This window comes from Sinorhizobium sp. P24N7, assembly GCF_042436655.1.
Classification (GTDB): Bacteria; Pseudomonadota; Alphaproteobacteria; order Rhizobiales; family Rhizobiaceae; genus Sinorhizobium; species Sinorhizobium meliloti_A.
This window is the reverse complement of record NZ_JBHMIW010000009.1, coordinates 144,242-170,077: the sequence shown is the minus strand read 5'-3', so window position 1 is coordinate 170,077 and position 25,836 is coordinate 144,242. Positions and strand designations below refer to the sequence as shown.

The following is a 25,836-nucleotide window of genomic DNA, read 5'->3' as shown; positions in this document are numbered from 1 at the left end:
TATTCATAGTAACTAAAACATGGGGACGGAATTCTCGAAATCAAGCGCGCGGCTAGGACGTGGATCGCTCTGAATTCGTGGATATCTCGCGTTCAGTAGACTTCCGGCCATCAGAGGGCGGTGAGGCCAAAAATTCGGAGGGATGCAGAAATACTGCACTGAAATGCCAGTTTATTTCATTGGACTAATATTACCGCCTGGTTCTTGAATGGCTGCACGCGACAGGTCGTACGAGCAGCCATTAGCCGCCGGAATTTCCGCGATCTCGGCTTTGAACGGAGAAAAGGATCTCCCCGATGAAAAAACTCTTCCTCGTTCCTGTTCTGACACTGGCCAGCACGCTTGGTGCCATGGCTGCGGATGAAGCCGCAAAGGCGCCGCCGGCCGCCCCTTATCAGCAGGTCAGCAAGCTGGTGAAGTTACCCGATTTCCTCCCCGGCATTGGCCAGCTCTTCGTCGATCCGGCGACACTGCCGGCTGGTCCGTTCCTCGCATATAATCATGACGGAAAGCTTGTCAGCACGATCTACATGCTGCCGACCAAGGATCTCAATCCGGACAGGTCGTTCGATAATCTTGCAGCGCCCGGAGGCAGCGTCGACCATGTCGACGTCTACTACAATGCCGGCCATCCAGGCGTGGAAGAGCCGCATGTCCATGTCGTCCTGTGGCATGTTGCAACTGCCGGCGAAGCGAGCGTCGCCAAATGAGTGTCGCGCGGCGTGAAGTGCTGGGTCTCGGTGGCGGGCTCGTCGCCGTCCTTTCGCTGTCCGGGCGGGACGTATGGGCCGAGGAGGTAGTGGAGATCCGGATGCAAGGGCGCGCCTATGGCTCACATGCCTGGTTTGACCCGATCGGTCTCCTGATCAAGCCGGGTCAGATGGTCCGCTGGACCAACACCAACCCCGGCAATTCGCATACGACGACCGCCTATCATCCAGCAAACTTCGGGAGGCCGCGGCGCATTCCTGAAAGGGCTAAGTCCTGGGATTCGGACTATCTCCTGCCCGACGCGAGCTTCTCGGTAACCTTCACCGAGCAAGGAGTTTATGACTACTATTGCGTTCCCCATGAGCTGGCGGGAATGGTCGGACGCATCATAGTCGGCGAACCAGAACCGCATGGCGGCTGGATGAAGGCGATCGCTTCAGGGAGCGGCCTACCGGATCAGACCCTCAAGGCGTTTCCAACGGTCGAAGAAATAATGGCAAAGCGGATAGTCCGGCGGGTTTAGAGCCCCCGCGTTTCGACGCTGGCCAGCCAACGAGCGAACAAATGAGTCCGATGGCGAAGGGACCGTAGTCCGCGCACCGGCAACCACGAGGGGCTACCATGACAGACACTGCGTTTCGGGCAGACCTGCAGCCGCAGGCGGGAAGCAGCGGCGGGACAGTGGCAGCCAAACAGCGCGAAGGCGCAATGCGTCGGCTTCACTCCTTGGGCGAGATGACCGGCGGTATTGCCCATGATCTCAGAAACATCCTGGCGATCGTTGACTCCGGCCTGAGGCTCGCCGCACGAAGAGCCGACCAGCCGGAGAGCGTGCGCGCCTATATTGCCGCGGCGCAGGAAGGCGTCGACCGGGGTGTCGCATTGATTACGCAGTTGCTCGCTTTTGCAGACCATAGGGAACTCGACCTCAGAGTGCGCGACCTGAACGCGTGCGTCAGCGCTGCCGCGCCATTCCTTAGATATGGTGCGGGACCCGACGTCCGCGTCAGGTTCGAGCTGGGTTGCGACGTACCAAGCTGCCAGATCGAACCAACGCTTTTCGACGCCGCGGTTCTCAATCTTGTCCTCAACGCTCGCGATGCCATGCCAGGCGGCGGCGAGATTTGCATCGGAACGGAGCGGCTGGTTGAGCCCGACAGTGCGCCTGGCCTGCCGGCGCCGGGAACCTATGCCCGGCTTCGCGTCGACGACCACGGCTGCGGCATACTACCGGACGTTCTGCAAAAGGTGCTGGACCCGTTCTTCACGACCAAGGGCGAGAACGGCACCGGAATGGGATTAGCGCAGGTGCGCGCCTTCATGCAGATGGTCGGGGGTCATCTCCGAATTGCCAGCGAGCGAGGCACCGGAACCACAGTCGATCTGCTATTTCCATCGACCGACGCGGCCGCTTAGGCCTCGATGTTGCCTTCGGAGATCGCGCGCAAGCCGGCAAGCGCCGGTCCCACAACACTCTCGTCGGCATTTGCCGACCTCACCGAGTAAATCGGATAGGAGAATTGCGGCATGTCGGGTACGAGATGGAGCTCACCCGCCGCTAAATGGGGCTCCACCGCGCTCATCCTGAAGTAACCTGAGCCGCCGCTCGCAAGGACATAGCTAAGTGCCAGCGGACCGAGATCGAAGGCGAGGTCCGGTGCGACATCCGGGAAATTCATGTCGTGTTGTCGCCCGAAATCCGGCCCCCAATCCATGTAAACGTAACTCGTCTCCTCAAGGCGCTTCGCTTCCGGATCGGTTGTCATAAGCACGAGCTTTTCTTCCATCAGCAAATCGATCTGGAGGCCGGGGCGAATTTGGGGCGCATACATGATCGCCACATCGACCATCCCCGAGGCGACCTGATTATTCAAATCCTGGGGCACGTCGACATGGACGCGAAGCGAGATATCCGGAAGGGATTGACGAATCCATCTGACCCAGTTCAGCAGGAGTGGTTGCGCAAGCGTGACTTCGCTGCCGACCGTCAGCACTGCTCGGCGCCCTGCCGGCACTTTGACCTGTTGACGAGTGCGCTGCCATAACTGGACGAAAGTCGGCGCGTGGCGCAGGAACTGCTCGCCCGCCGGGGTAAGAGACGCGCCACCCTTGTTCCGAACGAACAGCGGCCGGCCAAGCAGTTGTTCGAGGTGGCGAATCCGCGCGCTGACCGTGGTCTGAGCAACATTCAAGCGCTCCGCGGCGCGAATAAAACTTCCCGTTGAAACTATTTCCAGGAAAGTACGGGCGAGCTCAATATCCATTTTGATATAGCATAAACGTTGCTCTTAAATGTCAATCAAATTCGTTTGCTATATATTAGCTCGTCCGTAAGAGTGGGTGGAAGCGCCAGGCGAGCGCGGAATTCGTAACCAGTCTCATGAGCTCGGCGTGGCTAGGCAGGCAGTGAGCACTGCGCCGAGGTGTTGCCGGACAAGCCGGTTGGCTTGGCAGACAACACGTACTAACCGCACAGCCATGACCGACGGCCAAGTCGATCCTCGGCGACCACGACACCTCTCGGTAGGCATTTTATCGATGTGCCAGCAAGATCTCCTTGATGACAACAGCATCGTTGTGCTTCTCGTCGCGCGCCGCGTAGACAAGTGTGATCGGACCGTTGAGCGCCAGGTTGCGCAACCGATCAAATTCCTCGCGATGCTCCTTGATCTCCTCGGCATACCGCCGGCGGAATTCCTCCCATCGGGAGGGATCGTGAGCGAACCATTTCCGCAGCTCGGTGCTTGGCGCCAGTTCCTTCGCCCAATAGTCAATTGCCGCATCGGTCTTGCTCACTCCGCGCGGCCACAGCCGGTCAACCAGGACACGCTTGCCGTCACCGTCCGTCGGACTCTCATAGGCACGCTTCAGTTTGACGTTCTTCTCGGAGATTTTGGCGCTCATGCACGTCGCTCCTGCCCTGCCATCACGGAGATAGGGCGCGCAATCACATCTGCTACGGCCCAATCGACTTGAAGACGGCGTTGCCCACGGATCACGCGACTATGACAGGAGAAAAGTGATGAAGTTCTTTGTCGACACCGCCGAGATTGCCGAAATCCGCGGGCTAGCCGCGGTAGGTGTTGTAGACGGAGTGACCACGAACCCCTCGTTGGTCGCAAAGACCGGTCGACCGATCCGGGAGGTTGTCAAGGAGATCTGCGAGGCGATCGAGGGCCCCGTCTCAGCGGAGGTCACCGCGACTGATTTCGACGGCATGGTCACCGAGGGGGAGCGCTTGGCCAGCATAGCTGCGAATGTGGCCATCAAGGTGCCCTCCACCTGGGATGGGTTCAGGGCTTGCCGGGCACTCTGCGAACGCGGGCTGAAGGTCAATGTTACCCTCTGCTTTTCAGCCAACCAGGCATTACTCGCGGCAAAAGCCGGTGCGGCCTATATTTCCCCTTTCGTCGGCAGGCTCGAAGATATCGGCCTCGATGGCATAGACGTCGTCCGGGAAATTCGGGCGATCTACGACAACGACAAATCCTTCAATACGCAAGTTCTGGCTTCCTCAATTCGCACGCCGCGGCATGTCACGCAGGCTGCAATGGCGGGCGCCGATATCGCGACGGTGCCACCGGGAGTGCTTAGGAAGCTGGCCAACCACCCACTCACGGAACAGGGGCTGGCTTCCTTCCTTGCCGACTGGGGCAGGACGGGTCAAGCCATTCGTTAGTTATCCTGTTGCCGTTTGTCCTGACCGGTCCAGCAGAAAAACTGCACAAAACAGGCGACTAAATTCGTTTGCTTCATAGGCGCAGCGGTAACAAGCTGCCGTGTGAGATCAAAAGACCCGACCTGCAAAGGCGCTATCAGCAGTCACGGCGAAACCCCATCTCGATACCGAAAGGAGATACGAATGGCTCCTGGACACACAAGCATGAGTGGGCCTGATCTGGCGCGCGGTATCAGGCTTGCCGATCTTCCCGACGGCAGCAAGCTCGTCGGCCATTGCGGCGATGCGCAGGTGTTGCTTGTGCGCCGCGGGGCCGAGATCTTCGCCGTCGACGCGCATTGTACTCACTACAATGGCCCGCTCGGCGACGGACTGGTTGATGGCGACAGCGTCCGATGCCCATGGCATCACGCATGTTTCAGCTTGAGGACCGGGGAGGCCCTGCGCGCGCCCGCCTTCAGGCCGCTGGCATGTTGGTGGGTGGAACAGCGCGACGGCCATATCTTCGTCGTTGGCAAGCGCAAGCGTGCAGAGGCGGCAACAAGCGAGCGTCCTGTCGAAGCAATGCCCGAGAAGATCGTCATCGTCGGTGGCGGAGCGGCCAGCTTTTCCGCCGCTGAAATGCTGCGGCGTGAGCAGTATGCCGGCAGCATTCTCATGCTCAGCGACGACGAAGCGCCGCCTGTCGACCGGCCGAACCTTTCCAAGGACTACCTTGCCGGCAAGGCGCCGGAGAGCTGGGTTCCGCTACGGGGGGAGAGCTATTACTCCAAGAACCAGATCGACCTGCGTCTCGCTACGAAAGCGGTTCGCATCGAGCCGCAGAACCGCGAGGTCATCCTCGCTGGCGGAGGCTCGATCCCCTATGACAGGTTGCTGCTTGCGACCGGTGCAGAGCCGGTTCGCCTGACGATTCCGGGTGCCGACCAGCCCCATGTTCATACGTTGCGCTCGCTCGCCGACTGCCGCGCCATAATCGAGCGGGCCGCGACGGCCCGCCGGGTGGTCGTGCTTGGAGCGAGCTTTATCGGTCTCGAAGTCGCCGCGGCCCTGCGCGCTCGCGGTATCGAAGTCCATGTCGTCGCCCCCGACAAGCACCCGATGGGGCGGTTCCTGGGTCCGCAGACGGGCGACTTCATCCGGACCCTTCATGAAAAGAATGGCGTCGTTTTCCACCTCGAGGAGACTGCTAGCAGCATTAATGGAAGCGAGGTGAAAGTGCGCAGTGGCGAAACGCTGGCCGCGGACCTCGTGGTCGCCGGCATCGGCGTGCGGCCACGCACGGAGCTCGCCGAAACGGCAGGGTTGGCAACGGACCGCGGCGTCGTCGTGAATGGTTTTCTGGAAACCAGCGAACCGGGGATCTTCGCGGCCGGTGACATCGCGCGCTGGCCGGATCCCCATAGCCGAGAGAACATCCGCGTCGAACATTGGGTGGTGGCCGAGAGGCAAGGGCAGACCGCGGCGCTGAATATGCTCGGCCGGAGCGAGAAGTTTGCAGCCGTGCCGTTCTTCTGGAGCCAGCACTACGACGTCAGGATCAATTATGTCGGCCATGCGGAGCGATGGGACGAGATCATGGTCGAAGGCGACATCTCGGGCAGGGACTGTCTGCTGCGATTCAAGCGCGACGGACGCGTACTGGCTGCCGCCTCGATATCCCGCGACATCGAAAATCTGATGACCGAGGTGGCGATGGAGCACGAAACGGCCTTCTGATGACGAGGCGGGCGCCGAACGCTCGCACGCCACAGCGATGAAGAGGAGTTGAACTATGTCAACGTCGCCCGACCGCAACCCGCCTCCCGGCGTGCACACGCCCGCCAGGCATTACTCGAGGTCAATCATTTTCATAGACGAGATCGCCAAGCATGAGCCGCACCCCACCTCGGTCGAAATTTTCTCACACGATGGCAACAAATGGTATTGCCAGGTCCGCTGCGGCGAACAGAAAACTCAGCCAATGGGACCCTTTACCGAGCGACAAGCGGAGCGAGTTCAGGAGGCCCGCAGGTCGAGGATCGCAGAAAAGGGCACCGCGTGGCTCGTCTTCGAGCGAACCGGAGAGGATTGGTGATGAGGCAAGTTACGCGAGTTGCAGTGAAAAAAATCCTGGCCCGAACGGAAACGCCATGTCCAGAAAGCCTTGCGTTGAGTGTGACCAGCGTTCGTCTAGGGAAGCGACGCAGCGCGGATAACGCATCGGCTGTCTATCGTCTGCTGGCTGCAGAAGACCCGGATTTCGTCCGACATTCGCGACGACTCCATCGTTTTCTGGCTGAAGGCGGTAGCTCCGTTTCAGGAGCGTGAGCCCTGGCGCCATACTGGCGGCCAGGGAAATCGAACGGAGATCCAGTTGATTTTGCCGGGGCGGATCTGCTCCGGGGAGTTATGACATGAGCAATCGGCTTCAATGCTATCTAACGCCAAACGATCATGCAATCCTTAGGGAAATACTTGATCGGGGGCCTCGCGACACTGCTTATAGCCGATTGCTTGAGAGAAAGCTGGTACAGGCTGAAACTTGCGCCTTCAGGAATGTCCCCGATGACGTCGTGACGATAAACAGTCGCGTGACCTTCTGCGTTGATGCAGGTGTCCCGAGAACAGCTAATCTGGTCCGCAATGAGAGCCTGGACTTTCCTAATTACACTGTCTCGGTAGGGTCGCTTTTGGGGTTAGGGCTGCTCGGCTTGAGAGCGGGTCGGGCAATTGCCGTGGACACAGAAAAGGGTAGCTTACAGAAGATCAACGTGATCCGGATTGATTTTCAAGCTCTTGCGTTTCCAGGTACCCCAATGGTGATCACCTCGACGTTATGCCAAGGATCCCGTTGGGATCGCAGTCAGGATGTCCTCCAAGGATGAGGAGGCCCGTGTCCGGAAATGCAGGACCTGCAGTGGGCCGATTGATTCCAAGCCATATCATCCTGGCAACCGACTTCAGCGCAAGATGCGACCGAACGCAGGACCGCGCGTTCAGCTAGCGACGATCGGCATCCGCACCGCAAGCCCGATCTATTTCGAGGCCGCCTTGATCATCGGAGTCCTGGGGTTCGTCTCGAGCGTCGCGCTGGCAAAGTTCCTTATGCGCGCGAGATGATCGAATGACGCATGCCGAGATTTTGCCCGCGTGGGCGCCGTTGCTAACGGCTTTCCTCGTGCTTCTCGGCGCCGGGCTGACGCTGATCGGAGCCATCGGAACCCTGCGGTTCGGCGCCTTTTTCGAGCGCGTGCATGCACCGACCCTCGGCACAAGCTGGGGAACCGGAGCCATCGCGCTCGCGTCGATCGTCTGTTTTTCTGCGTTGGGTTCGAGGTCTGTGGCGCGAGATCCTGATCGGCGTCTTCATCGCCATTAACGCGCCAGTCACCCTCATCCTCCCGCGCGGCCCTCTATCGGGACCGGACCGAAGGGATCAAGGGCATTCCGGCACGATCAGTCATGCGGCCTCCGCAAGGAAACGACCGGCCGGGCGGGGTTGGAACCGGCGGTGACGAGCCGCCGCCGTCTGCGCCAGAGAGTGACGGCTAGCGCCCGTCAAGCAAGTCCGGCCCGCGAGCGCCGTGTCGGCTCGAGCTGCGGATTCGCGCGAATTGCAATTGTCTGACCAGCGTCCAAAGGCCGCATCTCGAGCGATGGAATCCTATACCTCAAGTGACCATATCGAAGTCATGACTACTTCACGTCGACACAAGAAATACCTGGTCCTCTCAGCGTCTCTTCTGACGCGACCGTAACCCCGAGCGGCTCGAACGCAAGCGTTCGCCGCCTCGGGGATCCCCTCTCACATAGACAGTCTGGCACGCGGCTACGCGCGTGCGGCGCTCAAGCGGGGCGCCGCCGCGTCTGCAGGCCGCTGATGCTTCCCGAACGCCCGTTCGCCGCGTCGCTTCTGCGGACCACGCGACCGGGCCGATCAATACTGCTCATGGAGGGCAACAATGTCCGCACACGAACACTCACCAACCGAAGTCCGCCAGGATCCGACGCTGCGCAGTCCCAGGATAACTGTCACGGGATTTTTTCTACGTGCGCTGCAACGCCGGCAGCGCAGGCGGGCGGCCGCCGCGCTTCAAAACCTCGACGACAGGCTGCTCGAGGACATTGGTATAACGAGAAATGACATCCCGCGGATTGTCGAAGGACTCTTCCGGCCGTCGGGACAGGTACAGGCGGAATCTCCGGCAACTGTCTCGCAGCCCGTCGGCCTAGTATTGAAAAGCGGCCTGAATGGCTGCCGTGCGTCAAGGCCAGCGAGGCATCGCGCCGTCCGGTGGCCTGCTGGAGGCAACGATGGATAGGACAACGAAAGCGATCATCGCGGTGGGCATCTTTGGCTTGATGATCGTCGCTTTCACGATGCTCTGAGACTGGGCCCGACTTTCCGGCGAAATTTCGTCGGCTGTAAACGATAGGTCCATAGGCCAGGTGGTTGTCATGTGCACGGAGACTTTCGCCAGGATTTCGAGGCTTGCCGGGGAGGGACGAGTCCTTTCCCGGAGCAGGCTCTCTAACCTCGAATTCCGTTCCCGCGGCGCCTCGCGGCGCCGCACGAAATGGAGCAAAGCATGAGAAGATTCCGTTCAAGGCGCACCTGCCTTTCCTGCAGCCGTTAGGTAGCAAGAGCGGCCGTCCGGTGCCCTTGGTGGATGGCCTCGGTTGTCGTGCCTGCGGCGTTTACGGACCCACCGGGACCGCGCCCTCGTCCATCGGGCCGTGCGACCTAGTCATTGTTAAGGGTGGTCCGGTCCGCGTTTCCCGAGCCTTGCATTTCGCCCGGACACGAAATCTGCTGCTGCGGACAGAGTTTCTGAAGAAAACATAGCCAGTCCGGATCAGGCCCGATGGCTAAATGTGCAGAATGATGAAGACCAGTATCGCTATGGGGAGCGCAACGCACAGGGTGAGAAGCGTATCGCGGCCAACGGCTTCGCTGCGGCTGCGCGCATTCGGGTCAGGACGACGCATGCTCGTGTCCTCCGTTTTATTTGTTGTATTTTACCGCCGTTCTCGATGAAAATCACGGAGACATGTATCCCGTCAGCCGCCGCGGTTAATCTTGACGGAAGGACAGAGTGGTGACCGGATCATTCCCCGACACATTGCTCGATGCGCTGACAACGCCGAAAGGGATGACGAGAAGGCCGAACAACAGCACCATCCAAGGCATGGTGCGATCGTCCAGGCCGCGGTTACAGTAGTGCTCGTGCCCTATTCGAACAGTGTTAGCGGCCTGCCAGTATCTCTACCGCTCAACAAAAGCAGGTGAGCCGTTGTGGCGAACCTTCCGGACCGGCGGTCCGGCACATCACGGCTTCCTGCCCACGACAAGGCAGGTCGACGTGCCATGCGCGTAGATCCGACCTTCAGCGTCCTCGATGCAGCCTTCCAGCGTGATGACGGTCCGGCCGCCGGACACCACGTGGCCGGTCACACGCATTTCGCCGGAGTCGGCGAAGATCGGGGACAAACTTGGCGGTGGTTTCGTGCGACGGGCAGGTTTCGCCGACCGAGAGCGTCGTCTGGGCGGCAAGCGCCATGACGGCGTCGAGCATCATCATGATCCAGCCGCCGTGAACCGTATTCGTCAGGTTAGAAAAGCGCGGCTCGGGCGTGCCAGCAGCCCGACCTTGCCTTCTTCCGGAGGGAGCAAGCTGAACGGGAGTATTTCCGCCATCGGTGGTCGGCGGATGCTCCCGTCCGCCAGTTTCGCAATGAGCTCCAGCCCGGAGCAGAGCTCCTGGTCGGCAGTTGCGCTGTGCGCTTCGGCCGGACGCATCGTCATTGGCGAGCTCCCGGTTCTGTATCCCCCGCAGACGACATCAGCACGCTCTCGGCGGCCGCCTCCAGGAACCGCTTCGACATCTGCTCGTCATTGACAGCGCGCGAGAGGAGCACCGCACCGACCATCGTCGACAGAATGGCCATGGCTTTGCCGTCCGCCTCCTCGCTGTCGGTCGCGCCAATCCAATTACCGAGCATTTCAAGGTATTCCCTGATCCCGGCTTCGAACGACGCTTTTACGTCGACGCCTTGCCTGGCAGCATCCGAGCCGAGCGCAACGACAGGGCAGCCGTCCATCTTCTCTTCTCGATGTGCAATGCTGAGATAGAATGCGACCACCGCGCCAAAGGGATCCTGCGGATTGGCCGCGGCAGCAGCGGACCATCGACGAAAGGCGCTCTCCAGCGCCCGCCTGGACGCCTGCGCCGCCAGATCATCCTTGGATTCGAACTGCTTGTAGAATCCACCTTGGGTCAGGCCGGCTCCCTTCATCAGATCCTTGAGCCCGATGCCATCAAAACCGTGCTTACGAAAAAGCCGGCTCGCCACATCGATGACTGCTTCGCGATTTGCTTCCGCCTGTGCGCGACTAACTCTCATAATCGACCTCGCAATTAGATTTCACTTGACATCTATACCACGTTTAGATTTAGATCGCAATCCAAATAGAGGCGGCACCCGCCAACAAGGGTCATCGGACATGAACCGCAAATTTCTTCTCACATCGATCGGCCTTGTGGCTGCCGCCGGGGGCGCGGCGTTCGCCTTCGTTTTCGAAACGCCAGCACGGCATGCGGAGGCCGCCGATCCCCGCCTCGCGTCACCGCTTGTAAGAATGGCTGAAGCCACCAGACCGGTAAGCGCCGAGCGGGCCTTTACAGGTACGATCGCCGCCCGAGTGCAGAGCAATCTTGGCTTTCGCGTACCTGGCAAGATCGTTGAGCGAATGATCGACGTCGGTCAGCAGGTCAAGGCGGGTCAAGCTCTGATGCGCATCGACGAAACCGATTTGCGTCTTGCGCTGACTGCCAAGCGCAATGCGGTCGCGGCGGCCCGCGCGGTCCTCGTTCAGGCAAGCGCGGACGAGAGGCGCTATGCCGCTCTTGTCAAAGGCGGAGTCGCTGCTACTCCCCAGCGTTACGAGCAGGCCAAGGCGGCGCGCGACACCGCCGCGGCGCAACTCGCCGTCGCGGAAGCGGAAGCCAAAGTGGCAGAGAATGAAGCGACGTACTCGATTGTTGTGGCGGATGCGGACGGAACGGTGGTCGCGACGCTCGGCGAACCCGGACAGGTCATCGCGGCGGGACAGACGGTAGTCCAACTCGCGCATGCAGGCCCGCGCGAGGCCCTGGTCGCGCTACCCGAAACCGTTCGTCCCGCGATCGGATCGGACGCCGAAGCAAGTGTCTATGGAAGTGATGGACGGCGCGGAAGAGCGCGTCTGCGGCAGATTTCCGATGCCGCTGATCCTCAGACCCGCACATACGAAGCGCGCTACGTGCTCGATGGCGACGCCGCCTCGGCGCCGCTTGGTGCGACGGTTACGATCAGCATCCTAAACGGCGAAGGGAAGTCGGAGGTCGCGGTGCCGGTCGGCGCCGTGTTGAATGACGGCAGCCGGACGGGGGTTTGGGTTGTCGATCAAGCTTCTTCCACGGTGCGCTTTGTTCCGATCCAGATCAAACGGCTTGGTGAAGAAACAGCATTTGTCACCGGGATCGAGTCGGGGGAGCAGGTCGTCGCCCTCGGGGCGCATCTCCTCAATGATGGCGCGTCCGTCAGGACCGAGCTCAAGGCGGAGGTGTCCAACCGATGAGCTTCAATCTTTCCGCGCTCGCGGTTCGCGAGCGAGCCGTCACCTTGTTCTTCATTGTTCTGCTGGCCGCTGCCGGCGTCTACGCGTTCATCAATCTTGGGCGCGCGGAGGATCCCTCTTTCACCATCAAGACCCTGACGGTCACTACCGTATGGCCAGGCGCTACGGCGCGGGAAATGCAGGATCTTGTCGCGGAGCCGCTCGAAAAGCGCATCCAGGAACTGACCTGGTACGATCGCGTCGAGACGACGACAAGGCCGGGCTACGCGTACCTGACCGTGACGCTGAAAGACAGCACGCCGGCGACGGCTGTCGAAGAGGAGTTCTATCAGGCGCGCAAGAAGTTGGGGGACGAAGCCCGCAACCTGCCTTCTGGCGTCGTCGGCCCCTTCGTAAACGATGAATATTCGGACGTGAGCTTCGCGCTTTATGCGCTAAAGGCCAAGGGCATGCCCATGCGCGAGCTTGTGCGGCAGGCAGAGGTGATCCGCCAGGATCTTCTGCACGTTCCGGGCGTCAAAAAGATCAACATTTTGGGGGAGCGACCGGAACAGATCTTTGTCGAGTTCTCGTTTGCCAAGCTCGCGACCCTTGGCATTCCAGCACAGGACATCGCTGCGGCTTTGCAAAGGCAAAACACCGTGACGCCGGCAGGCTCGATTGATACACGCGGGCCGCAGGTCTTTATCCGGTTCGATGGCGCCTACAATAGTGTGCAGGCAATTGCAGACACCCCGATCGTCGCTGCCGGACGCACGTTGAAACTCTCTGATTTCGCGGAGGTGCGGCGCGGCTATCAAGACCCCGAGACCTACATCATCCGCCATGAAGGCGAGCCCGCCATCATGTTGGGCGCGGTGATGCAGCAGGGCTGGAACGGTCTGGAACTCGGAAAGGCGCTCGAAGAAAGATCTGCCGCGATCGCACAGACGCTGCCGCTCGGTATGACGCTCGCCAAGGTCAGCGACCAGGCCGTCAACATCGACGCCGCGGTCGGCGAGTTCATGCTGAAGTTTGCGATGGCGCTCGGGGTTGTATTGCTCGTGAGCCTGCTCAGCCTCGGTTGGCGTGTCGGGATCGTCGTGGCACTGGCCGTTCCGCTGACGCTTGCCGTCGTCTTCCTCATCATGCTGGAAACCGGCCGGTTCTTCGATCGCATCACACTCGGCGCTCTTATCCTGGCGCTCGGCCTTCTCGTCGACGACGCCATCATCGCCATTGAGGTGATGGTGGTGAAGATGGAAGAGGGCATGGACCGCATCAAGGCGGCCGCCTATGCCTGGAGCCATACGGCAGCGCCGATGCTCTCCGGTACACTCGTGACCATCATCGGACTAATGCCCGTTGGTTTCGCCAGATCAACCGCCGGCGAATACGCCGGCAACATCTTCTGGGTCGTGGGCTTCGCGCTCATCGTTTCCTGGATCGTCGCGGTGATCTTCACGCCCTACCTCGGCGTCAAGATGCTGCCGGCGATCAAACCAGTCGAGGGCGGCCACCACGCTATCTACGACACGCCGAATTACCGGCGCCTGCGGGGGGTCATCAAGTTTGCCGTGCGCCACAAGTTCGTCACGTGCGCGGTCGTCGGCGTCGTCATGGCTCTTTCGGTTGTTGGAATGGGAGGGGTGAAACAGCAGTTCTTCCCGACGTCAGATCGTCCCGAGGTGCTGGTCGAAGTTCGCATGCCCGAAGGTACGAGCATCGAGACGACGACAGCCGCGGTCGAGAAAGTCGAAAGCTGGCTGCAAAACCAGCCCAAGGCAAAGATCGTCACCAGCTATGTCGGGCAGGGCGCTCCCCGCTTCTTCTTTGCGATGGCACCGGAATTGCCGGACCCGGCTTTCGGCAAGATCGTTGTGCTCACCCCTGACTCTCACGCGCGCGAGGCTTTGAAGCTGCGCCTTCGGGCTGCCGTTTCAGACGGGCTGGTTCCCGAAGCCTACGTCCGTGTCACCCAGCTTGTGTTTGGTCCGTATACGCCGTTTCCGGTCGAGTTCCGCATCATGGGGCCGGATCCTGCGCAATTGTACCAGATCTCCGAGAAAGCCCTCGAAATCATGAAAGGTGTACCGGACGTCCGTCAGGCAAACCGCGACTGGGGCAATCGTACGCCCGTGCTTCGCTTTGTCCCCGACCAGGACCGGCTCAATCTGATTGGCCTTTCGCCGGCTGAGGCAGCCCAGCAGATGCAGTTGCTGCTGAGTGGCATTCCGGTGACGCAGGTTCGCGAGAACATCCGCAACGTGCCCGTCGTCGCACGCAGTGCTGGCCAGAGCCGTCTCGATCCGGCGAGGCTCGCCGACTTCTCGCTGATGAGCAGGGACGGCCGTCAGGTTCCGCTCGATCAGATCGGCCATTCCGAAATCCGGTTTGAGGAACCGATCATGAAGCGTCGCGATCGAACGCCGGTCATCACGATCCGAGCGGACATCAACGAGGCGACGCAGCCCCCGGAGGTCTCACAGCAGATCATGAAAGCACTTCAGCCGTTGATCGCCTCGCTCCCCGTCGGATATCGCATCGAGATGGGTGGAAACATCGAGGAATCGCTCAAGGCCAATGTCGCGCTGGTCAAAATCTTCCCGGCCATGATTGCCGCCATGTTGATCGTCATCATCCTCCAGGTTCGCAGCCTCTCAACGATGACCATGGTCATGTTGACGGCGCCGCTCGGTCTTGCCGGGGTGGTTCCGGTGTTGCTCCTCTTCAATCAGCCTTTCGGCTTCAATGCCATTCTCGGATTGATAGGACTGGCGGGAATCCTGATGCGCAACACCTTGATTCTGACCGAACAGATCAAAGAGAACCAAAAGGCGGGCCTCGACGACTATCACGCCGTTATCGAGGCGACGGTACAGCGGACACGCCCGGTTATCCTGACCGCACTTGCCGCCGTCCTTGCCTTCATTCCGCTTACCCATTCGGTGTTTTGGGGATCGATGGCCTATACGCTGATCGGCGGCACGGCAGTCGGCACGGTGATGATCCTGCTCTTCCTTCCGGCACTGTACGCGGCGTGGTTCAGGATCAGGCCGACTGCAGATGACATCCATGAGGAGCCGACTGGGGAGCCGGAATTGCGAATAGCAATGGCTGCCGAGTAGCGTCTGTCGCGGGCTCGATGGGCTTGCCCGAACGCGAGCTGGGCCAGCCTCGCGACTCTACCGCTCGCAGAGGCGACACGGCCGGAACGTTTCGTTCATCCAATCTGGGGACATCTATAGATTATCCGAACCGACCGGGGGCAGATACCGAGCGCATGCGGGCGCGCATCCTGGAGGTGGCGGAGGAGCACTTCCGCCGCATAGGCCATCATAAGACTTCGGTAGCCGACATTGCCTCCGAACTCGCCATGAGCCGGGCGAACGTCTACCGTTTCTTTCCCTCGAGGGATGCAATCAAGGAATCCATCTGCAGGCAAGTCTTGAACGGCACCGCCGAGGTCGCCCTTACCATCGCACGCAGGAGCGCGCCGCCCTCGGTGAAACTCGAGGAACTGCTGACCGCCGTTCACCACCACAACAAGACGAAACTGCTCAACGACAAGCGCATGCACGACCTGATTGTAGCGGCCATGCAGGAGAACCGGCCGGTCACCAAGGCGCATGCTGAGCAGATGGTGACGATCTTCGAGACAATCATCCGCGAGGGCATCGAAACGGGCGAGTTCGAGATCGAAGATCCCGCCGAAAGCGGCGCGCGCAGTAAAGACCGCATTCATGCCGTTCTTCCATCCGGTTCTGATCGAGCACCACCTTCGGCACGGAGAAGATACCGAAGCAGGCCCGCGTGAGCAAATTCGGTTCATCCTAAAGGCCCTCGGAAGGTCCGACCATGCCCGCTGACCAGCCCGATGCGGACCTAGCCGCCTCAGGATCCGACAGTCGGCTTAGGGTCGAACTTTCGCCTCAGCAGACCAGCGAGCGGCGATTCGAAGCGAAGCGCCGCCCTTGAGTGCTACAGTTCCACTTGCTCAGAAATGGCTAAGGCGTCGTCGACCTCTATCCCGAGGTATTGTACGGTGCTCTCCAGCTTTTTGTGGCCGAGCAAGAGCTGGACGGCGCGCAGGTTCCCTGTCTTCTTGTATATATGAGCCGCTTTCGTCCTCCTCATCGAATGCGTGCCGAAACGCTTCGGATCAAGCCCGATGCTCGACACCCCCCGCTCGACGATACGGCCATACTGCCGCGTCGAAAGATGCGGCTTGCGTGCACTGGGAAACAGATAATCCCTTTCACTGAGCCGGCCATGTCCAATCCAGGCACCGACAGCATCCCACGTTTGGTCGGCAGTTCGAACTGCACTGGTCGGCCTGCTTTTCGTTGCACGATGATTGCCCGCTCGCGAACCCTTCCGGAAATTGCAACATCGGCAACGGAGATCGCGACGAGATCACAAGCTCGCAATTTGCTGTCAATCGCGAGATTGAACAGTGCCAGGTCGCGTACCGCACCCGACATCTGCAGGCGGGTTCGAACGGCCCAGACCTCCTTTGGCTTCAATGGAGGCTTCCTGACCGATAATGCGGCCAGAGTTCCAGCTAGACATAGCCTCTCTCCCAAGAGCCCCCCGCAGCGCTCAACCTTCAAGCAGGTTGAGAGTACTTCGAGAAGCGACTATTCGGATGGATAGCGGCCCTTTTCCTTGCTCATTTGAACGAGCAAGTTGCGCCACAGTGGGGTGACCGGGTTGGCTTCCGGTCGCGGCGTGCTCGCGTGATCGATGTCTACTCGTGCTTCTGCTGGCCACTCCGAAGCCGGAATGTGCGGAATCCTGTGCACATTAGCCTCGGAAGAAGGCGTTTTAGGACACGTTTCGTCGCTCGACGGTGAAATGTGCGCGACGTCTGATGGTAGTGTCCATGCCATCGCTCATGGGCGCATGTCACGGCATAAGACGCAGGGAGGCACATGTCGCAGGACGGTGGAGGCCGAGTTTTGGTCGCGGAGCGCAACCCGTTGGTGATTGCCGCTCTTCGTGGACTTTTTCCGAAAATGCCAGGTTTTCCATGGTTGATACGGCGCGGACATCGGCCGAACTTTGCGAGAAGCTTGCCTCAGTCGAGACGGACTGCGTGCTGCTCAGTTGGCAGCTCGACGATGCCGAGGCGCCCGAGGTGCTCGCCGATCTCGGCCGGCTCGGGCTCGACCCCCGGATCGTTCTCTTCGCCGACACCAGCAATCCTTCGGTCGTCAACGAGACGATCCGGCTTGGTGTCAACGGTCTCTGCTACCAGTTCGAAGATCCTGAAATCCTGTTCGCGACGCTCACCGCCGTAATGCAGGGTCGGATCTGCATTCCCTATACGGTGCTCTCGAAAATCTCGAACACGCCGTTCCAACAGCTCACCTCTCGGGAAAGCGAGCTGCTCGGCATGCTGGCCAATGGTTGGACCAATATTCAAATCGCCGCCAGAACAGGCATTTCCGAGAATACCGTGAAATACCACCTCAAAAATCTGTACGACAAGCTCGAGGTGCGCAATCGCGCCATGGCGGTCGCCCTTTACGCCAAGGAGCGCCGGCGCAATCAGGAGTGACTACCTGCGGGTAGTCTTCCCCTACCCATCTCCTCCAGGCGACCACCCGTCAGGGGCGCGCTCGCGCTGCCCGTCCGGCATTCTTTTCTGCCTGAGCGAGTGTTGTGCGGGCATGCCCCGAAAGGCAGCTTTGGTGCCGAGGAAACGCCGTCCGCGGACGCAGCCATTGGAGGAACGATGTCAGGCTACAATCATCTCTTCATTCCGGGCCCCACCAACATTCCCGAGCAGGTTCGCCAGGCGATGAACCTGCCGATGGAGGACATGCGCTCTCCACGCTTTCCGGAGCTCACGCTGCCGCTCTTTGCCGACATCAAGAAGGTCTTCAAGAACCAGACCGGTCGCGTTTTCATCTATCCGTCGTCCGGCACCGGCGCCTGGGAAGCGGCAATGACCAATGTGCTCTCCCCCGGCGACAGGGTACTGATGAGCCGCTTCGGCCAGTTCTCGCATCTCTGGGTCGACATGGCCGAACGCCTCGGTTTCGAGGTCGATTGCCTCGACCGGGAGTGGGGAACAGGCGTGCCGGTCGAGCTCTACGCCGAGTTGGCTCGCCGCCGACAAGGCGCACCGGATCAAGGCCGTCTTCGTAACGCATAACGAAACCGCGACCGGCGTCACCTCGGATGTCGCCGCGGTGCGCGCCGCGCTCGACGCCTGCGGCCATCCGGCACTGCTCTTCGTCGATGGCGTCTCCTCGATCGGCTCGATCGATTTCCGCCAGGACGAATGGGGCGTCGACTGTGCTGTCTCCGGTTCGCAGAAGGGCTTCATGATGCCCGCCGGCCTCGGCTTCCTGTCTGTCAGCCAGAAGGCGCTCGAGGCGGCCAAGACCGCGCGCCACATGCGCTGCTACTTCTCCTTCGAGGACATGATCAAGACCAACGACACCGGCTACTTTCCCTACACGCCGCCGACGCAGCTGCTGCGCGGCCTCAGGGCCGCGCTGGACGTGATTTTCGAAGAAGGCCTGGAGACTATCTTCGTCCGCCATCATCACCTCGCCAACGGCGTCCGCGCCGCGGTCTCCGCCTGGGGGCTCAAGCTCTGCGCGACCGAACCGAAGTGGCATTCCGACACCGTCTCGGCGATCCGTCTGCCGGAGGGCATCGATGGGGTTGAGGTCATCCGCCACGCCTACCAAGCCTACAACACCTCGCTTGGCAGTGGGCTCAGCAAGGTAGCCGGCAAGGTCTTCCGCATTGGCCATCTCGGCTCGCTGAACGACGTCATGGTCCTGGGCGCGCTTTCCGCCGCCGAACTGACGCTGCTCGATTGCGGCGTGAAGATCGAAGCGGGCGCGGGCGTGGGTGCGGCGATCAGCCAATTCCGTTCTGCCGCCGCCGCGTCGTCAGCCAAGGCAGCCTGAAAACCGGGAAGGAGAGGAAATCATGAGCCACACGATAAACCATCTCCGCCGCCTGCGGCTGCAGCGCAGCGAACTCGCAGTACCGGGCTCGAACCCTGAAATGATCGGGAAGGCCGTCAATACCGACGCCGACTACATCTTCCTCGACATCGAGGATGCGGTGGCGCCGCCGGACAAGGAGCGGGCCCGCGCCAATATCATCGCGGCGCTGAACGAGATCGACTGGCGCGGCCGCGGGAAGACCATTTCGGTACGCATCAACGGGCTGGACACGCATTACATGTACCGCGACGTCGTCGACCTGATGGAGCAGGCCGGGGACCGGATCGACACCCTGCTGGTGCCGAAGGTCGGCGTGCCCGCCGACCTCTACATGGTCGAAGCCATGGTCAACCAGATCGAGATCGCCAAGGGCTACAAGACCCGCGTCGGCCTCGAGGCGCTGATCGAGACCGCGCTCGGCATGGCCAATGTCGAATCCATCGCATCCTTCGGCGGACGCCTCGAAGCGCTGCATTTCGGTGTCGCCGACTACGCCGCGAGCCTGAAGGCCCGTACGGTCAATATCGGCGGGCTCAACCCGGATTATCCCGGCGACCAGTGGCATTTCGGCCTTTCGCGCATGACGGTCGCCTGCCGAGCCTATGGTTTGCGCGCCATCGATGGCCCCTTCGGAGATTTCTCCGATCCCGACGGCTACAAGGCGGCTGCGCGCCGTGCCGCAGCCCTCGGCATCGAAGGCAAGTGGGCGATCCATCCGAGCCAGATCGCACTCGCCAACGATATCTTCTCTCCACCGGAAAACGAGGTCGACCGCGCCCGCCGCATCATTGAGGCGCTGAAGCTCGCCGAGAGCCAAGGCAAGGGTGCCGCATCGCTCGAGGGCAAAATGATCGACGCGGCATCCGAGCGCATGGCCCGCAACGTGCTCGCCACCCACGAAGCAATCATCGCCAGCCGCTGAGGGAGACAGAGATGGACATTCACGAATATCAGGCCAAGGAACTTCTCGCCCGCTACCAGATCCATATCCCGCGCGGCGGCCTTGCCTATAGTCCCGAGCAGGCGGCTTATCGTGCCAGGGAGATCGGCGGTGACCGATGGGTGGTGAAGGCGCAGGTCCACTCCGGTGCGCGCGGCAAGGCGGGCGGTGTTAAGCTCTGCTCGTCGGACCACGAGATCGTCGAGGCCGCCGATTCCATGCTCGGCCGCACGCTTGTGACGCACCAGACCGGCCCGCAGGGAAAACTGGTCAGCCGCCTCTATGTCGAGGAGGCGATGGATATCGCACGCGAGATCTATATCGGCTTCGTGCTCGACCGAAAATCCGAGCGCATCATGATCGTCGCCTCGTCTTCGGGCGGCATGGAGATCGAGGAGATCGCCGAGGCCGAGCCGGACTCGATCATCCGCGCGACCGTCGATCCCGGTGTCGGCATGCAGGACTTCCAGGCCCGCGAGATCGCATTCGGGCTCGGCATCGACAATGCCCTGATCGGCCGCGCCACGCAGACCCTGCTCGGCTGCTATCGCGCCTTCGTCGACTATGACGCCTCGATGCTGGAGATCAATCCGCTGGTCGTGACCCGTCGGGGTGACCTCGTGGCGCTCGACGCGAAAATGAGCTTCGACGAGAACGCGCTGTTTCGCCGGCCGCATATCTCCGAGATGCGCGACAAGAGCCAAGAGGATCCGCGCGAAACCTACGCGTCCGACCGTGGGCTCTCCTATGTCGGTCTCGACGGCAATATCGGCTGCATCATCAACGGTGCGGGCCTGGCGATGGCGACCATGGACATGATCAAGATCGCCGGCGGTGAGCCCGCGAATTTTCTCGACATCGGCGGCGGCGCCTCGCCCGATCGCGTGGCGAAATCCTTCCGTGCCGTGTTGCACGACAGACAAGTCGAGACGGTCCTCGTCAACATCTTCGCCGGCATCAACCGCTGCGACTGGGTGGCCGAAGGCGTGATCAAGGCTTTGCGCGAAGTCGGCGTGCCGGTTCCACTCGTCGTCCGCCTCTCCGGCACCAACATGGAAGAGGGCCGGCGCATCCTCGCCGAATCCGGCGAAAACATCATCGTCGCGGAAACGCTGGCCGAAGCTGCCGACAAGGCAGTCGCCGCATGGCGTTCGTTCACTGCCGGCAAGGCTGCTTGAGGAGGCCAGACATGTCCATTCTGCTCGACAAGAATACCCGCGTCATCGTCCAGGGCTTCACCGGCAAGATCGGCAGCTTCCACGCCGAAGATATGAAGCGCTACGGCACCAACGTGGTCGGCGGCGTCACCCCGGGCAAGGGTGGCCAGACCCATCTCGGCATGCCGGTCTTCAACACGGTGAAGGGCGCTGTGCAGGAAACCGGCGCGGATGCCTCAATCGTCTTCGTACCGCCGCCCTTTGCGGCCGACTCGATCATGGAAGCGGCCGACGCCGGCATCAGGCTCTGCGTCTGCATCACAGACGGGATCCCGTCCCAGGACATGATCAGGGTCAAGCGATACATGCGGCGCTACCGCTATGAGGACCGCATGACGCTGATCGGGCCGAATTGCGCCGGCATGATCACGCCCGGCGAGGCGCTGATGGGGATTATGCCCGGATCGATCTATCTGTCCGGCCGCATCGGCATCGTCGGCCGCTCGGGCACGCTCGGCTATGAGGCCGCAAGCCAAATGAAGGCACTCGGCATCGGCGTGTCGACCTCGGTTGGTATCGGCGGCGACCCGGTCAACGGCTCGTCCTTCAAGGACATGCTGGAGCTCTTCGAGCAAGATCCAAACACCGATGCGGTCTTGATGATCGGCGAGATCGGCGGCCCGCAGGAGGCTGAAGCCGCGCTATGGGCGCGCGACCACATGAAGAAGCCGCTGATCGCCTATATCGCAGGCCTTTCGGCGCCGAAGGGCCGCCGCATGGGCCATGCTGGCGCGATCATCTCCGCCTTCGGCGAATCGGCGCAGGAAAAGGTCGAAATCCTGAAGAGTGCGGGTGTCGCGATCGTTCCGACCCCGTCGTCCTTCGGCGACACGGTGGCGGACGTGCTGTCCGCCATGGGCAAGGCTGCCTGATTGGGAAAGCCCGTCGGGAGCGCGACAAAACAGACGCGGACAGCGATGGGGATGAAGGTGGTCGAGAATACCACGCCTCGACGGCCGCGATCCGCCGGATTGGGTCGCATGAGGATGGGCCGCGCGGTAGCACCGGTCCGCCGAGGGAATAACTAGGAGGAGGAAAAAATGCAGCAATCACGACCTAGTCGGATCGATCCGGCCGTATTCTGGCCGGCCATCTTCATCATCCTCGGATTCGTCGGCTGGGGGACGGTGTTTCCTGAAAGCCTGTCCTCTATCTCCAAGGTGGTTCTCAACAGCATTATCGACGGCTTCGGCTGGGGCTTCGTCGTTTCTTCGGCCGGCTTCCTGATCTTCGCACTCTTCCTGGCCGTGAGCCGCTTCGGCAAGATCCGGCTCGGACAGGATGACGAGCGGCCGGAATTCCGTACCGCCTCGTGGATCTGCATGATGTTCAGCGTCGGCATGGGCATCGGCCTGATGTTCTGGGCGTTGCCGAACCCATCTATCATTTCGACAGCCCGCCGCATGGGCAGGCCGCCCCGAGGAGTCTCGAATCGGCCCTCGTCGCGATGAAGTATTCCTACTTCCACTGGGCGCTTCACCCCTGGGCCATCTACGCGGTGGTTGGCCTCGCCATCGCCTATTTCACCTTCCGCAAGGGAAAGTCGAACCTGATTTCCGCTGCCTTCACGCCGATCCTCGGCGAGGCCGCAAGCGGGCCGATCGGCAAGGCAATCGACGTGCTTGCGCTAATCGCGACACTGTTCGGAACCGCTACCTCGCTCGGCCTCGGCGCGCAGCAGATCAACAGCGGCATGAACTTCCTCTGGGGCACGGGCGTTTCCAACGGCATCGCGCTGACCATCATCGGCGTCATGACCGTGCTGTTCATTCTTTCGGCGGTATCCGGCGTGGGCAAGGGGATCCAGTTCCTCTCCAACATGAACATGATCATCGCGATGGTGCTGTTGGTCTTCCTGGTGTGCATCGGACCGACAATTTTCATCTTCAACACCTTCGCGGAGTCGCTGGGCTTCTATTTGAGCGACCTGGTGACCATGTCGTTCCGCACGGCGGCCTTCAGTGACGGCAAGTGGCTCGGCAGCTGGACCATCTTCTACTGGGCCTGGTGGGTCTCCTGGGCGCCCTTCGTCGGCGTGTTCATCGCCCGCATCTCGCGCGGTCGCACGATCCGCGAATTCATCATCGGCGTGCTGCTGATCCCGAGCGGCGTCACCTTCATCTGGTTCACGATCATGGGTGGCACTGCGCTCCATTCCGAACTCTTCGGCGCCGGCGGCATCGTCGATGCTGTCAACAACCAGGGCGCGGCAGTCTCGCTCTTTGCGCTTCTGGCGCAGTATCCATTCGCCTGGTTGACATCGTTGATCGCCATTTTTCTGGTCGCGATCTTCTTCGTCTCTGGCGCGGATGCAGGCGCGGTCGTGATGGGAATGCTTTCATCACGCGGGGCACTTGACCCCAAGCCCGGCGTTGTCGTCCTTTGGGGCGCGCTTGCCGGTGCTTCGGCCGCGGTACTCCTCGTCATGGGCGGGCTTCAGGGCCTCCAGACCGCGTCGATAATCGCGGCTGCACCGTTCCTGCTGGTGATGGTCGGGCTTTGCGTTTCGCTATGGCATGCCCTTCTCGATGAGCTTGAAGAAAGAAGGGAGCGTCGACCGGTGGCAGTATCCGCTGCGGCGGAAGCGGAAAAGGTCGAAGCTTCCGGGCGTGTGCCTGACGCAGTGTCGATCTGAGATCTTGCAACTGCACGGCCGGTCCCACGAGACCGGCCGTGCAGTTGTGGACTCCAACTGTTGCGCCAAAGGATCGCCTGTGGCAGTGCCTGTCGCCGCCCAGTTTTTTGTCGGGCCGTTGCTTAAGAAGACGCGCTGCTTCCTGCGCATTGTCGCACTGTCCTTCGGCCCTTCGGGCGTGACGATGATGTTGTACTTGCCCTGGGGCGAGAAGATCGGCGTCGAAGCCGTCGATGGCGCCGAAGATCGTCCGGTCGGTGCCGCGAAATTCGAAGGTGATGGAGATCTCGTCCGTCGAAATGCTATCTCTTTTTCTCGGTGAAGTCGAAGGTCTACCACTTCAGAGGCTGTGCCGCTGCCGGACGGGCGACCGCCAGAGCAAGACCAATTGCAACCGGGTACTGCCGCGCTGCGGTGAGATTTTGGCGCGTCTACTTGCGCCCGCGCTAGTTGCGACCGCTACTTCGAGAAGCGCTGCGCTCGCTTGCCATGCTCGGCTTTCCTGGACATCCGCCACGGTAGGGCGCCGGCGTCGAACTCGCGTGCGCCACCAGGGCCTGGCCACAGCCCCGGTAGGCTATCGCGAGACTGTGACAGCGGCTCGGTGACAATTCACGACACAGTTTGCAGTACCTATAAAGTGCCAAGCGGCATCAGGCACCGCCCATATAGATGTCCATGATCTGTCGGTCGTTGCGGACATCTCCGGGCGTGCCTTCGAAGCGCTTTTCTCCGGCGGCCAGGATATAGAGCCGGTCGGCAATCGGCATGGCTTCGCGAATGTTCTGCTCGACCATGAGAATTCCGATGCCGCGCGCGGTCAGCACCTTGATGCGCTCCAGCGTCTCGCTCACCATGGCCGGCGATAGGCCGGCGGACGGTTCGTCGAGCAGGATGAAACGCGGTTCCGACACCAGCGCGCGCGCCAGTGCCAGCATCGCCTGTTCGCCGCCCGAAAGGGCTCCGGCCGTGGTCTTGCGCCGCCGCGCCAGCGATGGATATTGGTCGACCAGAGCCTCGATGCGCCTGTCCACGAGCTTCCGGTCGGCAATGGCGTAGCCGCCCATGCGCAGATTTTCTATCACCGTCAGCCGTGGAAACACGCCGCCGCCCTGCGGCATCAGCACCAGGCCCTGGCGCACGACTTCATGGACCGGCAAATTGCTGATCGTTTCGCCGCCAAGCCCGATTGCGCCGCCCCATACCGGCAGCGCGCCGGCGATCGCTTTCAGCAAGGTCGACTTGCCGCAGCCATTGGGGCCGAAGATGCAGGTGATCTTGCCGGCTTCCGCGACGAGCGAGACGCCATGGACGATCTCCTGCTTGCCGTAACCCGCAACGACGCTGTCTGCGACCAACGTGTTCATGTCGGACGCCCTAGATAGGTCTGCATGACTTCGGAATTTTGCACGACGTCCTCGAATGCGCCGCTAGTCACCACCCGCCCGGAATCCATGACGATGATGCGATCGCAGACATTGCGCACCATTTCCATGTCATGCTCGATGACGAAGAAGCTTGTTCCCTGCTCGCGCAGCCTGGCGATCGCTTCCAAGATGATCTTGCGGATGTTGGGGTGGACGCCGGCCGTCACCTCGTCGAGCAGGATGAGGGACGCCTGGCGCATGGTCACGCGGCCGAATTCGAGCAGCTTCTGCTGGCCGCCGGACAAGTCGGACGCGCGGTTGTTGGCGACCTGTTCGAGATGCAGCAGCTCCAGCGTCTCGTCCGCCCGCTGTTGCGCGCCATCCCAATGACCCTCGGCAGCCGCTGCCAGAAGGTTCTCGATGACCGTCATGTTCTCGAACAACGCCGGGATCTGAAAGGTGCGCGCGAGGCCGAGGCGGGCGATCGTATAGGCCTTTTTGCCGCCGATCTCATGGCCGTCGAACAGGATCTGCCCCCGATCGGGCGTCTCCATGCCGGCCACGAGGTTGAACAGGGTCGATTTGCCCGAGCCGTTGGGGCCGATGAGGCCGGCGATCTCACCGCGTCCGACCTCCAGGTCGACGCCGGCGGCTGCCTGGATGCCGCCGAAATGCTTGTGCACGTCGCGCACGAAGAGGATGGGCTGGTCGCTTGGCGCTTGCGCGGTCAT

The 25,836-nt window shown here is 61.3% G+C and carries 21 protein-coding genes and 7 pseudogenes; 20 read left to right on the top strand and 8 right to left on the bottom strand.

Annotated elements, in window-relative coordinates; all coding sequences use genetic code 11:
- Positions 1–296 precede the first annotated feature (296 nt).
- The 3 genes from ACFHWW_RS17660 to ACFHWW_RS17650 all read left to right on the top strand — a co-directional run bounded on the left by ACFHWW_RS17660 (position 297) and on the right by ACFHWW_RS17650 (position 2,127).
- Positions 297–710 carry a DUF5602 domain-containing protein gene (locus ACFHWW_RS17660; protein ID WP_324765212.1) on the top strand — a complete coding sequence of 138 codons (414 nt, stop codon included), beginning with the start codon at positions 297–299 and terminating at the stop codon, positions 708–710.
- On the top strand, positions 707–1,234 hold the full coding sequence (locus ACFHWW_RS17655; RefSeq protein ID WP_379939628.1) for a plastocyanin/azurin family copper-binding protein: 528 nt from the start codon (positions 707–709) through the stop codon (positions 1,232–1,234). Before ACFHWW_RS17660 ends, ACFHWW_RS17655 begins: the two co-directional genes overlap by 4 nt.
- A gap of 98 nt (positions 1,235–1,332) precedes the next feature.
- Positions 1,333–2,127, top strand: a complete 795-nt coding sequence (locus ACFHWW_RS17650; protein WP_338280703.1) for an ATP-binding protein — start codon at positions 1,333–1,335, stop codon at positions 2,125–2,127.
- Here ACFHWW_RS17650 and ACFHWW_RS17645 read toward each other — a convergent pair.
- Both ACFHWW_RS17645 and ACFHWW_RS17640 read right to left on the bottom strand, forming a co-directional pair.
- Positions 2,124–2,975, bottom strand: a complete 852-nt coding sequence (locus ACFHWW_RS17645; RefSeq protein ID WP_379939626.1) for a LysR family transcriptional regulator — start codon at positions 2,973–2,975, stop codon at positions 2,124–2,126. The genes ACFHWW_RS17650 and ACFHWW_RS17645 overlap by 4 nt on opposite strands.
- A gap of 268 nt (positions 2,976–3,243) precedes the next feature.
- Positions 3,244–3,615: a DUF488 domain-containing protein gene (locus ACFHWW_RS17640; RefSeq protein ID WP_379939624.1), complete on the bottom strand. Its 372-nt coding sequence runs from the start codon at positions 3,613–3,615 to the stop codon at positions 3,244–3,246.
- Positions 3,616–3,733: 118 nt separating this feature from the next.
- Between ACFHWW_RS17640 and fsa the strand changes: the two genes are divergently transcribed.
- From fsa to ACFHWW_RS17610, 6 genes and pseudogenes are all read left to right on the top strand, one after another.
- The gene (gene fsa / locus ACFHWW_RS17635) at positions 3,734–4,390 is read left to right on the top strand and encodes a fructose-6-phosphate aldolase (RefSeq protein WP_379939622.1); all 657 of its coding nucleotides are present in this window, start codon (positions 3,734–3,736) and stop codon (positions 4,388–4,390) included.
- Between the two features lie 183 nt (positions 4,391–4,573).
- A complete protein-coding gene (locus ACFHWW_RS17630; RefSeq protein ID WP_379939620.1) occupies positions 4,574–6,109 on the top strand; it encodes an FAD-dependent oxidoreductase in 1,536 nt (511 codons plus the stop codon).
- 677 nt (positions 6,110–6,786) lie between these two features.
- Positions 6,787–7,257 (top strand): GreA/GreB family elongation factor, encoded by a 471-nt coding sequence (locus ACFHWW_RS17625; RefSeq protein ID WP_379939618.1) that lies wholly within the window; start codon positions 6,787–6,789, stop codon positions 7,255–7,257.
- 115 nt (positions 7,258–7,372) lie between these two features.
- A pseudogene (locus tag ACFHWW_RS17620) lies at positions 7,373–7,492 on the top strand (monovalent cation/H+ antiporter complex subunit F); the annotation flags it as partial.
- Positions 7,493–7,496: 4 nt separating this feature from the next.
- A pseudogene (mnhG, locus tag ACFHWW_RS17615) lies at positions 7,497–7,924 on the top strand (monovalent cation/H(+) antiporter subunit G).
- Between the two features lie 410 nt (positions 7,925–8,334).
- On the top strand, positions 8,335–8,694 hold the full coding sequence (locus tag ACFHWW_RS17610) for a DUF1127 domain-containing protein (protein ID WP_379939616.1): 360 nt from the start codon (positions 8,335–8,337) through the stop codon (positions 8,692–8,694).
- Between the two features lie 1,007 nt (positions 8,695–9,701).
- Here the strand turns inward: ACFHWW_RS17610 and ACFHWW_RS17605 are convergent.
- The 3 genes from ACFHWW_RS17605 to ACFHWW_RS17595 all read right to left on the bottom strand — a co-directional run bounded on the left by ACFHWW_RS17605 (position 9,702) and on the right by ACFHWW_RS17595 (position 10,777).
- The gene (locus ACFHWW_RS17605; protein ID WP_379939867.1) at positions 9,702–9,863 is read right to left on the bottom strand and encodes a hypothetical protein; all 162 of its coding nucleotides are present in this window, start codon (positions 9,861–9,863) and stop codon (positions 9,702–9,704) included.
- Positions 9,864–9,980: 117 nt separating this feature from the next.
- Positions 9,981–10,178: a hypothetical protein gene (locus ACFHWW_RS17600; RefSeq protein WP_379939614.1), complete on the bottom strand. Its 198-nt coding sequence runs from the start codon at positions 10,176–10,178 to the stop codon at positions 9,981–9,983.
- Positions 10,175–10,777 carry a TetR/AcrR family transcriptional regulator gene (locus tag ACFHWW_RS17595; protein ID WP_379939612.1) on the bottom strand — a complete coding sequence of 201 codons (603 nt, stop codon included), beginning with the start codon at positions 10,775–10,777 and terminating at the stop codon, positions 10,175–10,177. The genes ACFHWW_RS17600 and ACFHWW_RS17595 overlap by 4 nt, the downstream gene beginning before the upstream one ends.
- 100 nt (positions 10,778–10,877) lie before the next feature.
- Between ACFHWW_RS17595 and ACFHWW_RS17590 the strand changes: the two genes are divergently transcribed.
- The 3 genes from ACFHWW_RS17590 (at position 10,878) to ACFHWW_RS17580 (ending at position 15,789) form a co-directional block, all read left to right on the top strand.
- Complete coding sequence (locus tag ACFHWW_RS17590) at positions 10,878–11,993, top strand: efflux RND transporter periplasmic adaptor subunit (protein WP_379939610.1); 1,116 nt, start codon at positions 10,878–10,880, stop codon at positions 11,991–11,993.
- Complete coding sequence (locus tag ACFHWW_RS17585; protein ID WP_379939608.1) at positions 11,990–15,100, top strand: efflux RND transporter permease subunit; 3,111 nt, start codon at positions 11,990–11,992, stop codon at positions 15,098–15,100. The genes ACFHWW_RS17590 and ACFHWW_RS17585 overlap by 4 nt, the downstream gene beginning before the upstream one ends.
- 155 nt (positions 15,101–15,255) lie before the next feature.
- Positions 15,256–15,789 carry a TetR/AcrR family transcriptional regulator gene (locus ACFHWW_RS17580; RefSeq protein WP_379939606.1) on the top strand — a complete coding sequence of 178 codons (534 nt, stop codon included), beginning with the start codon at positions 15,256–15,258 and terminating at the stop codon, positions 15,787–15,789.
- Positions 15,790–15,953: 164 nt separating this feature from the next.
- On the opposite strand, the pseudogene ACFHWW_RS17575 reads toward ACFHWW_RS17580, so the two are convergent.
- Positions 15,954–16,544, bottom strand: a pseudogene (locus ACFHWW_RS17575) (tyrosine-type recombinase/integrase).
- A 362-nt stretch (positions 16,545–16,906) separates the two neighbouring features.
- Between ACFHWW_RS17575 and ACFHWW_RS17570 the strand changes: the two are divergent.
- From ACFHWW_RS17570 to ACFHWW_RS17535, 8 genes and pseudogenes are all read left to right on the top strand, one after another.
- Positions 16,907–17,535 (top strand): annotated as a pseudogene (locus ACFHWW_RS17570) (LuxR C-terminal-related transcriptional regulator).
- Between the two features lie 177 nt (positions 17,536–17,712).
- Positions 17,713–18,904 (top strand): annotated as a pseudogene (locus tag ACFHWW_RS17565) (aminotransferase class V-fold PLP-dependent enzyme).
- A gap of 22 nt (positions 18,905–18,926) precedes the next feature.
- Entirely contained in the window at positions 18,927–19,868 is a 942-nt protein-coding gene (locus ACFHWW_RS17560; protein ID WP_379939604.1) for an HpcH/HpaI aldolase/citrate lyase family protein, read from the top strand.
- Between the two features lie 11 nt (positions 19,869–19,879).
- The gene (locus tag ACFHWW_RS17555) at positions 19,880–21,064 is read left to right on the top strand and encodes a malate--CoA ligase subunit beta (RefSeq protein WP_379939602.1); all 1,185 of its coding nucleotides are present in this window, start codon (positions 19,880–19,882) and stop codon (positions 21,062–21,064) included.
- Positions 21,065–21,075: 11 nt separating this feature from the next.
- Positions 21,076–21,975, top strand: a complete 900-nt coding sequence (gene sucD, locus ACFHWW_RS17550) for a succinate--CoA ligase subunit alpha (protein ID WP_102763156.1) — start codon at positions 21,076–21,078, stop codon at positions 21,973–21,975.
- Between the two features lie 12 nt (positions 21,976–21,987).
- Positions 21,988–22,087: pseudogene (locus tag ACFHWW_RS17545) on the top strand (D-glycerate dehydrogenase); the annotation flags it as partial.
- 56 nt (positions 22,088–22,143) lie between these two features.
- Positions 22,144–23,738: pseudogene (locus ACFHWW_RS17540) on the top strand (BCCT family transporter).
- An 85-nt stretch (positions 23,739–23,823) separates the two neighbouring features.
- The gene (locus ACFHWW_RS17535) at positions 23,824–24,060 is read left to right on the top strand and encodes a hypothetical protein (protein ID WP_379939600.1); all 237 of its coding nucleotides are present in this window, start codon (positions 23,824–23,826) and stop codon (positions 24,058–24,060) included.
- A 331-nt stretch (positions 24,061–24,391) separates the two neighbouring features.
- Here the strand turns inward: ACFHWW_RS17535 and ACFHWW_RS17530 are convergent, their stop codons facing one another.
- Positions 24,392–25,105 carry an ABC transporter ATP-binding protein gene (locus ACFHWW_RS17530; RefSeq protein ID WP_379939598.1) on the bottom strand — a complete coding sequence of 238 codons (714 nt, stop codon included), beginning with the start codon at positions 25,103–25,105 and terminating at the stop codon, positions 24,392–24,394.
- Positions 25,102–25,836, bottom strand: a complete 735-nt coding sequence (locus tag ACFHWW_RS17525; RefSeq protein WP_379939851.1) for an ABC transporter ATP-binding protein — start codon at positions 25,834–25,836, stop codon at positions 25,102–25,104. The genes ACFHWW_RS17530 and ACFHWW_RS17525 overlap by 4 nt, the downstream gene beginning before the upstream one ends.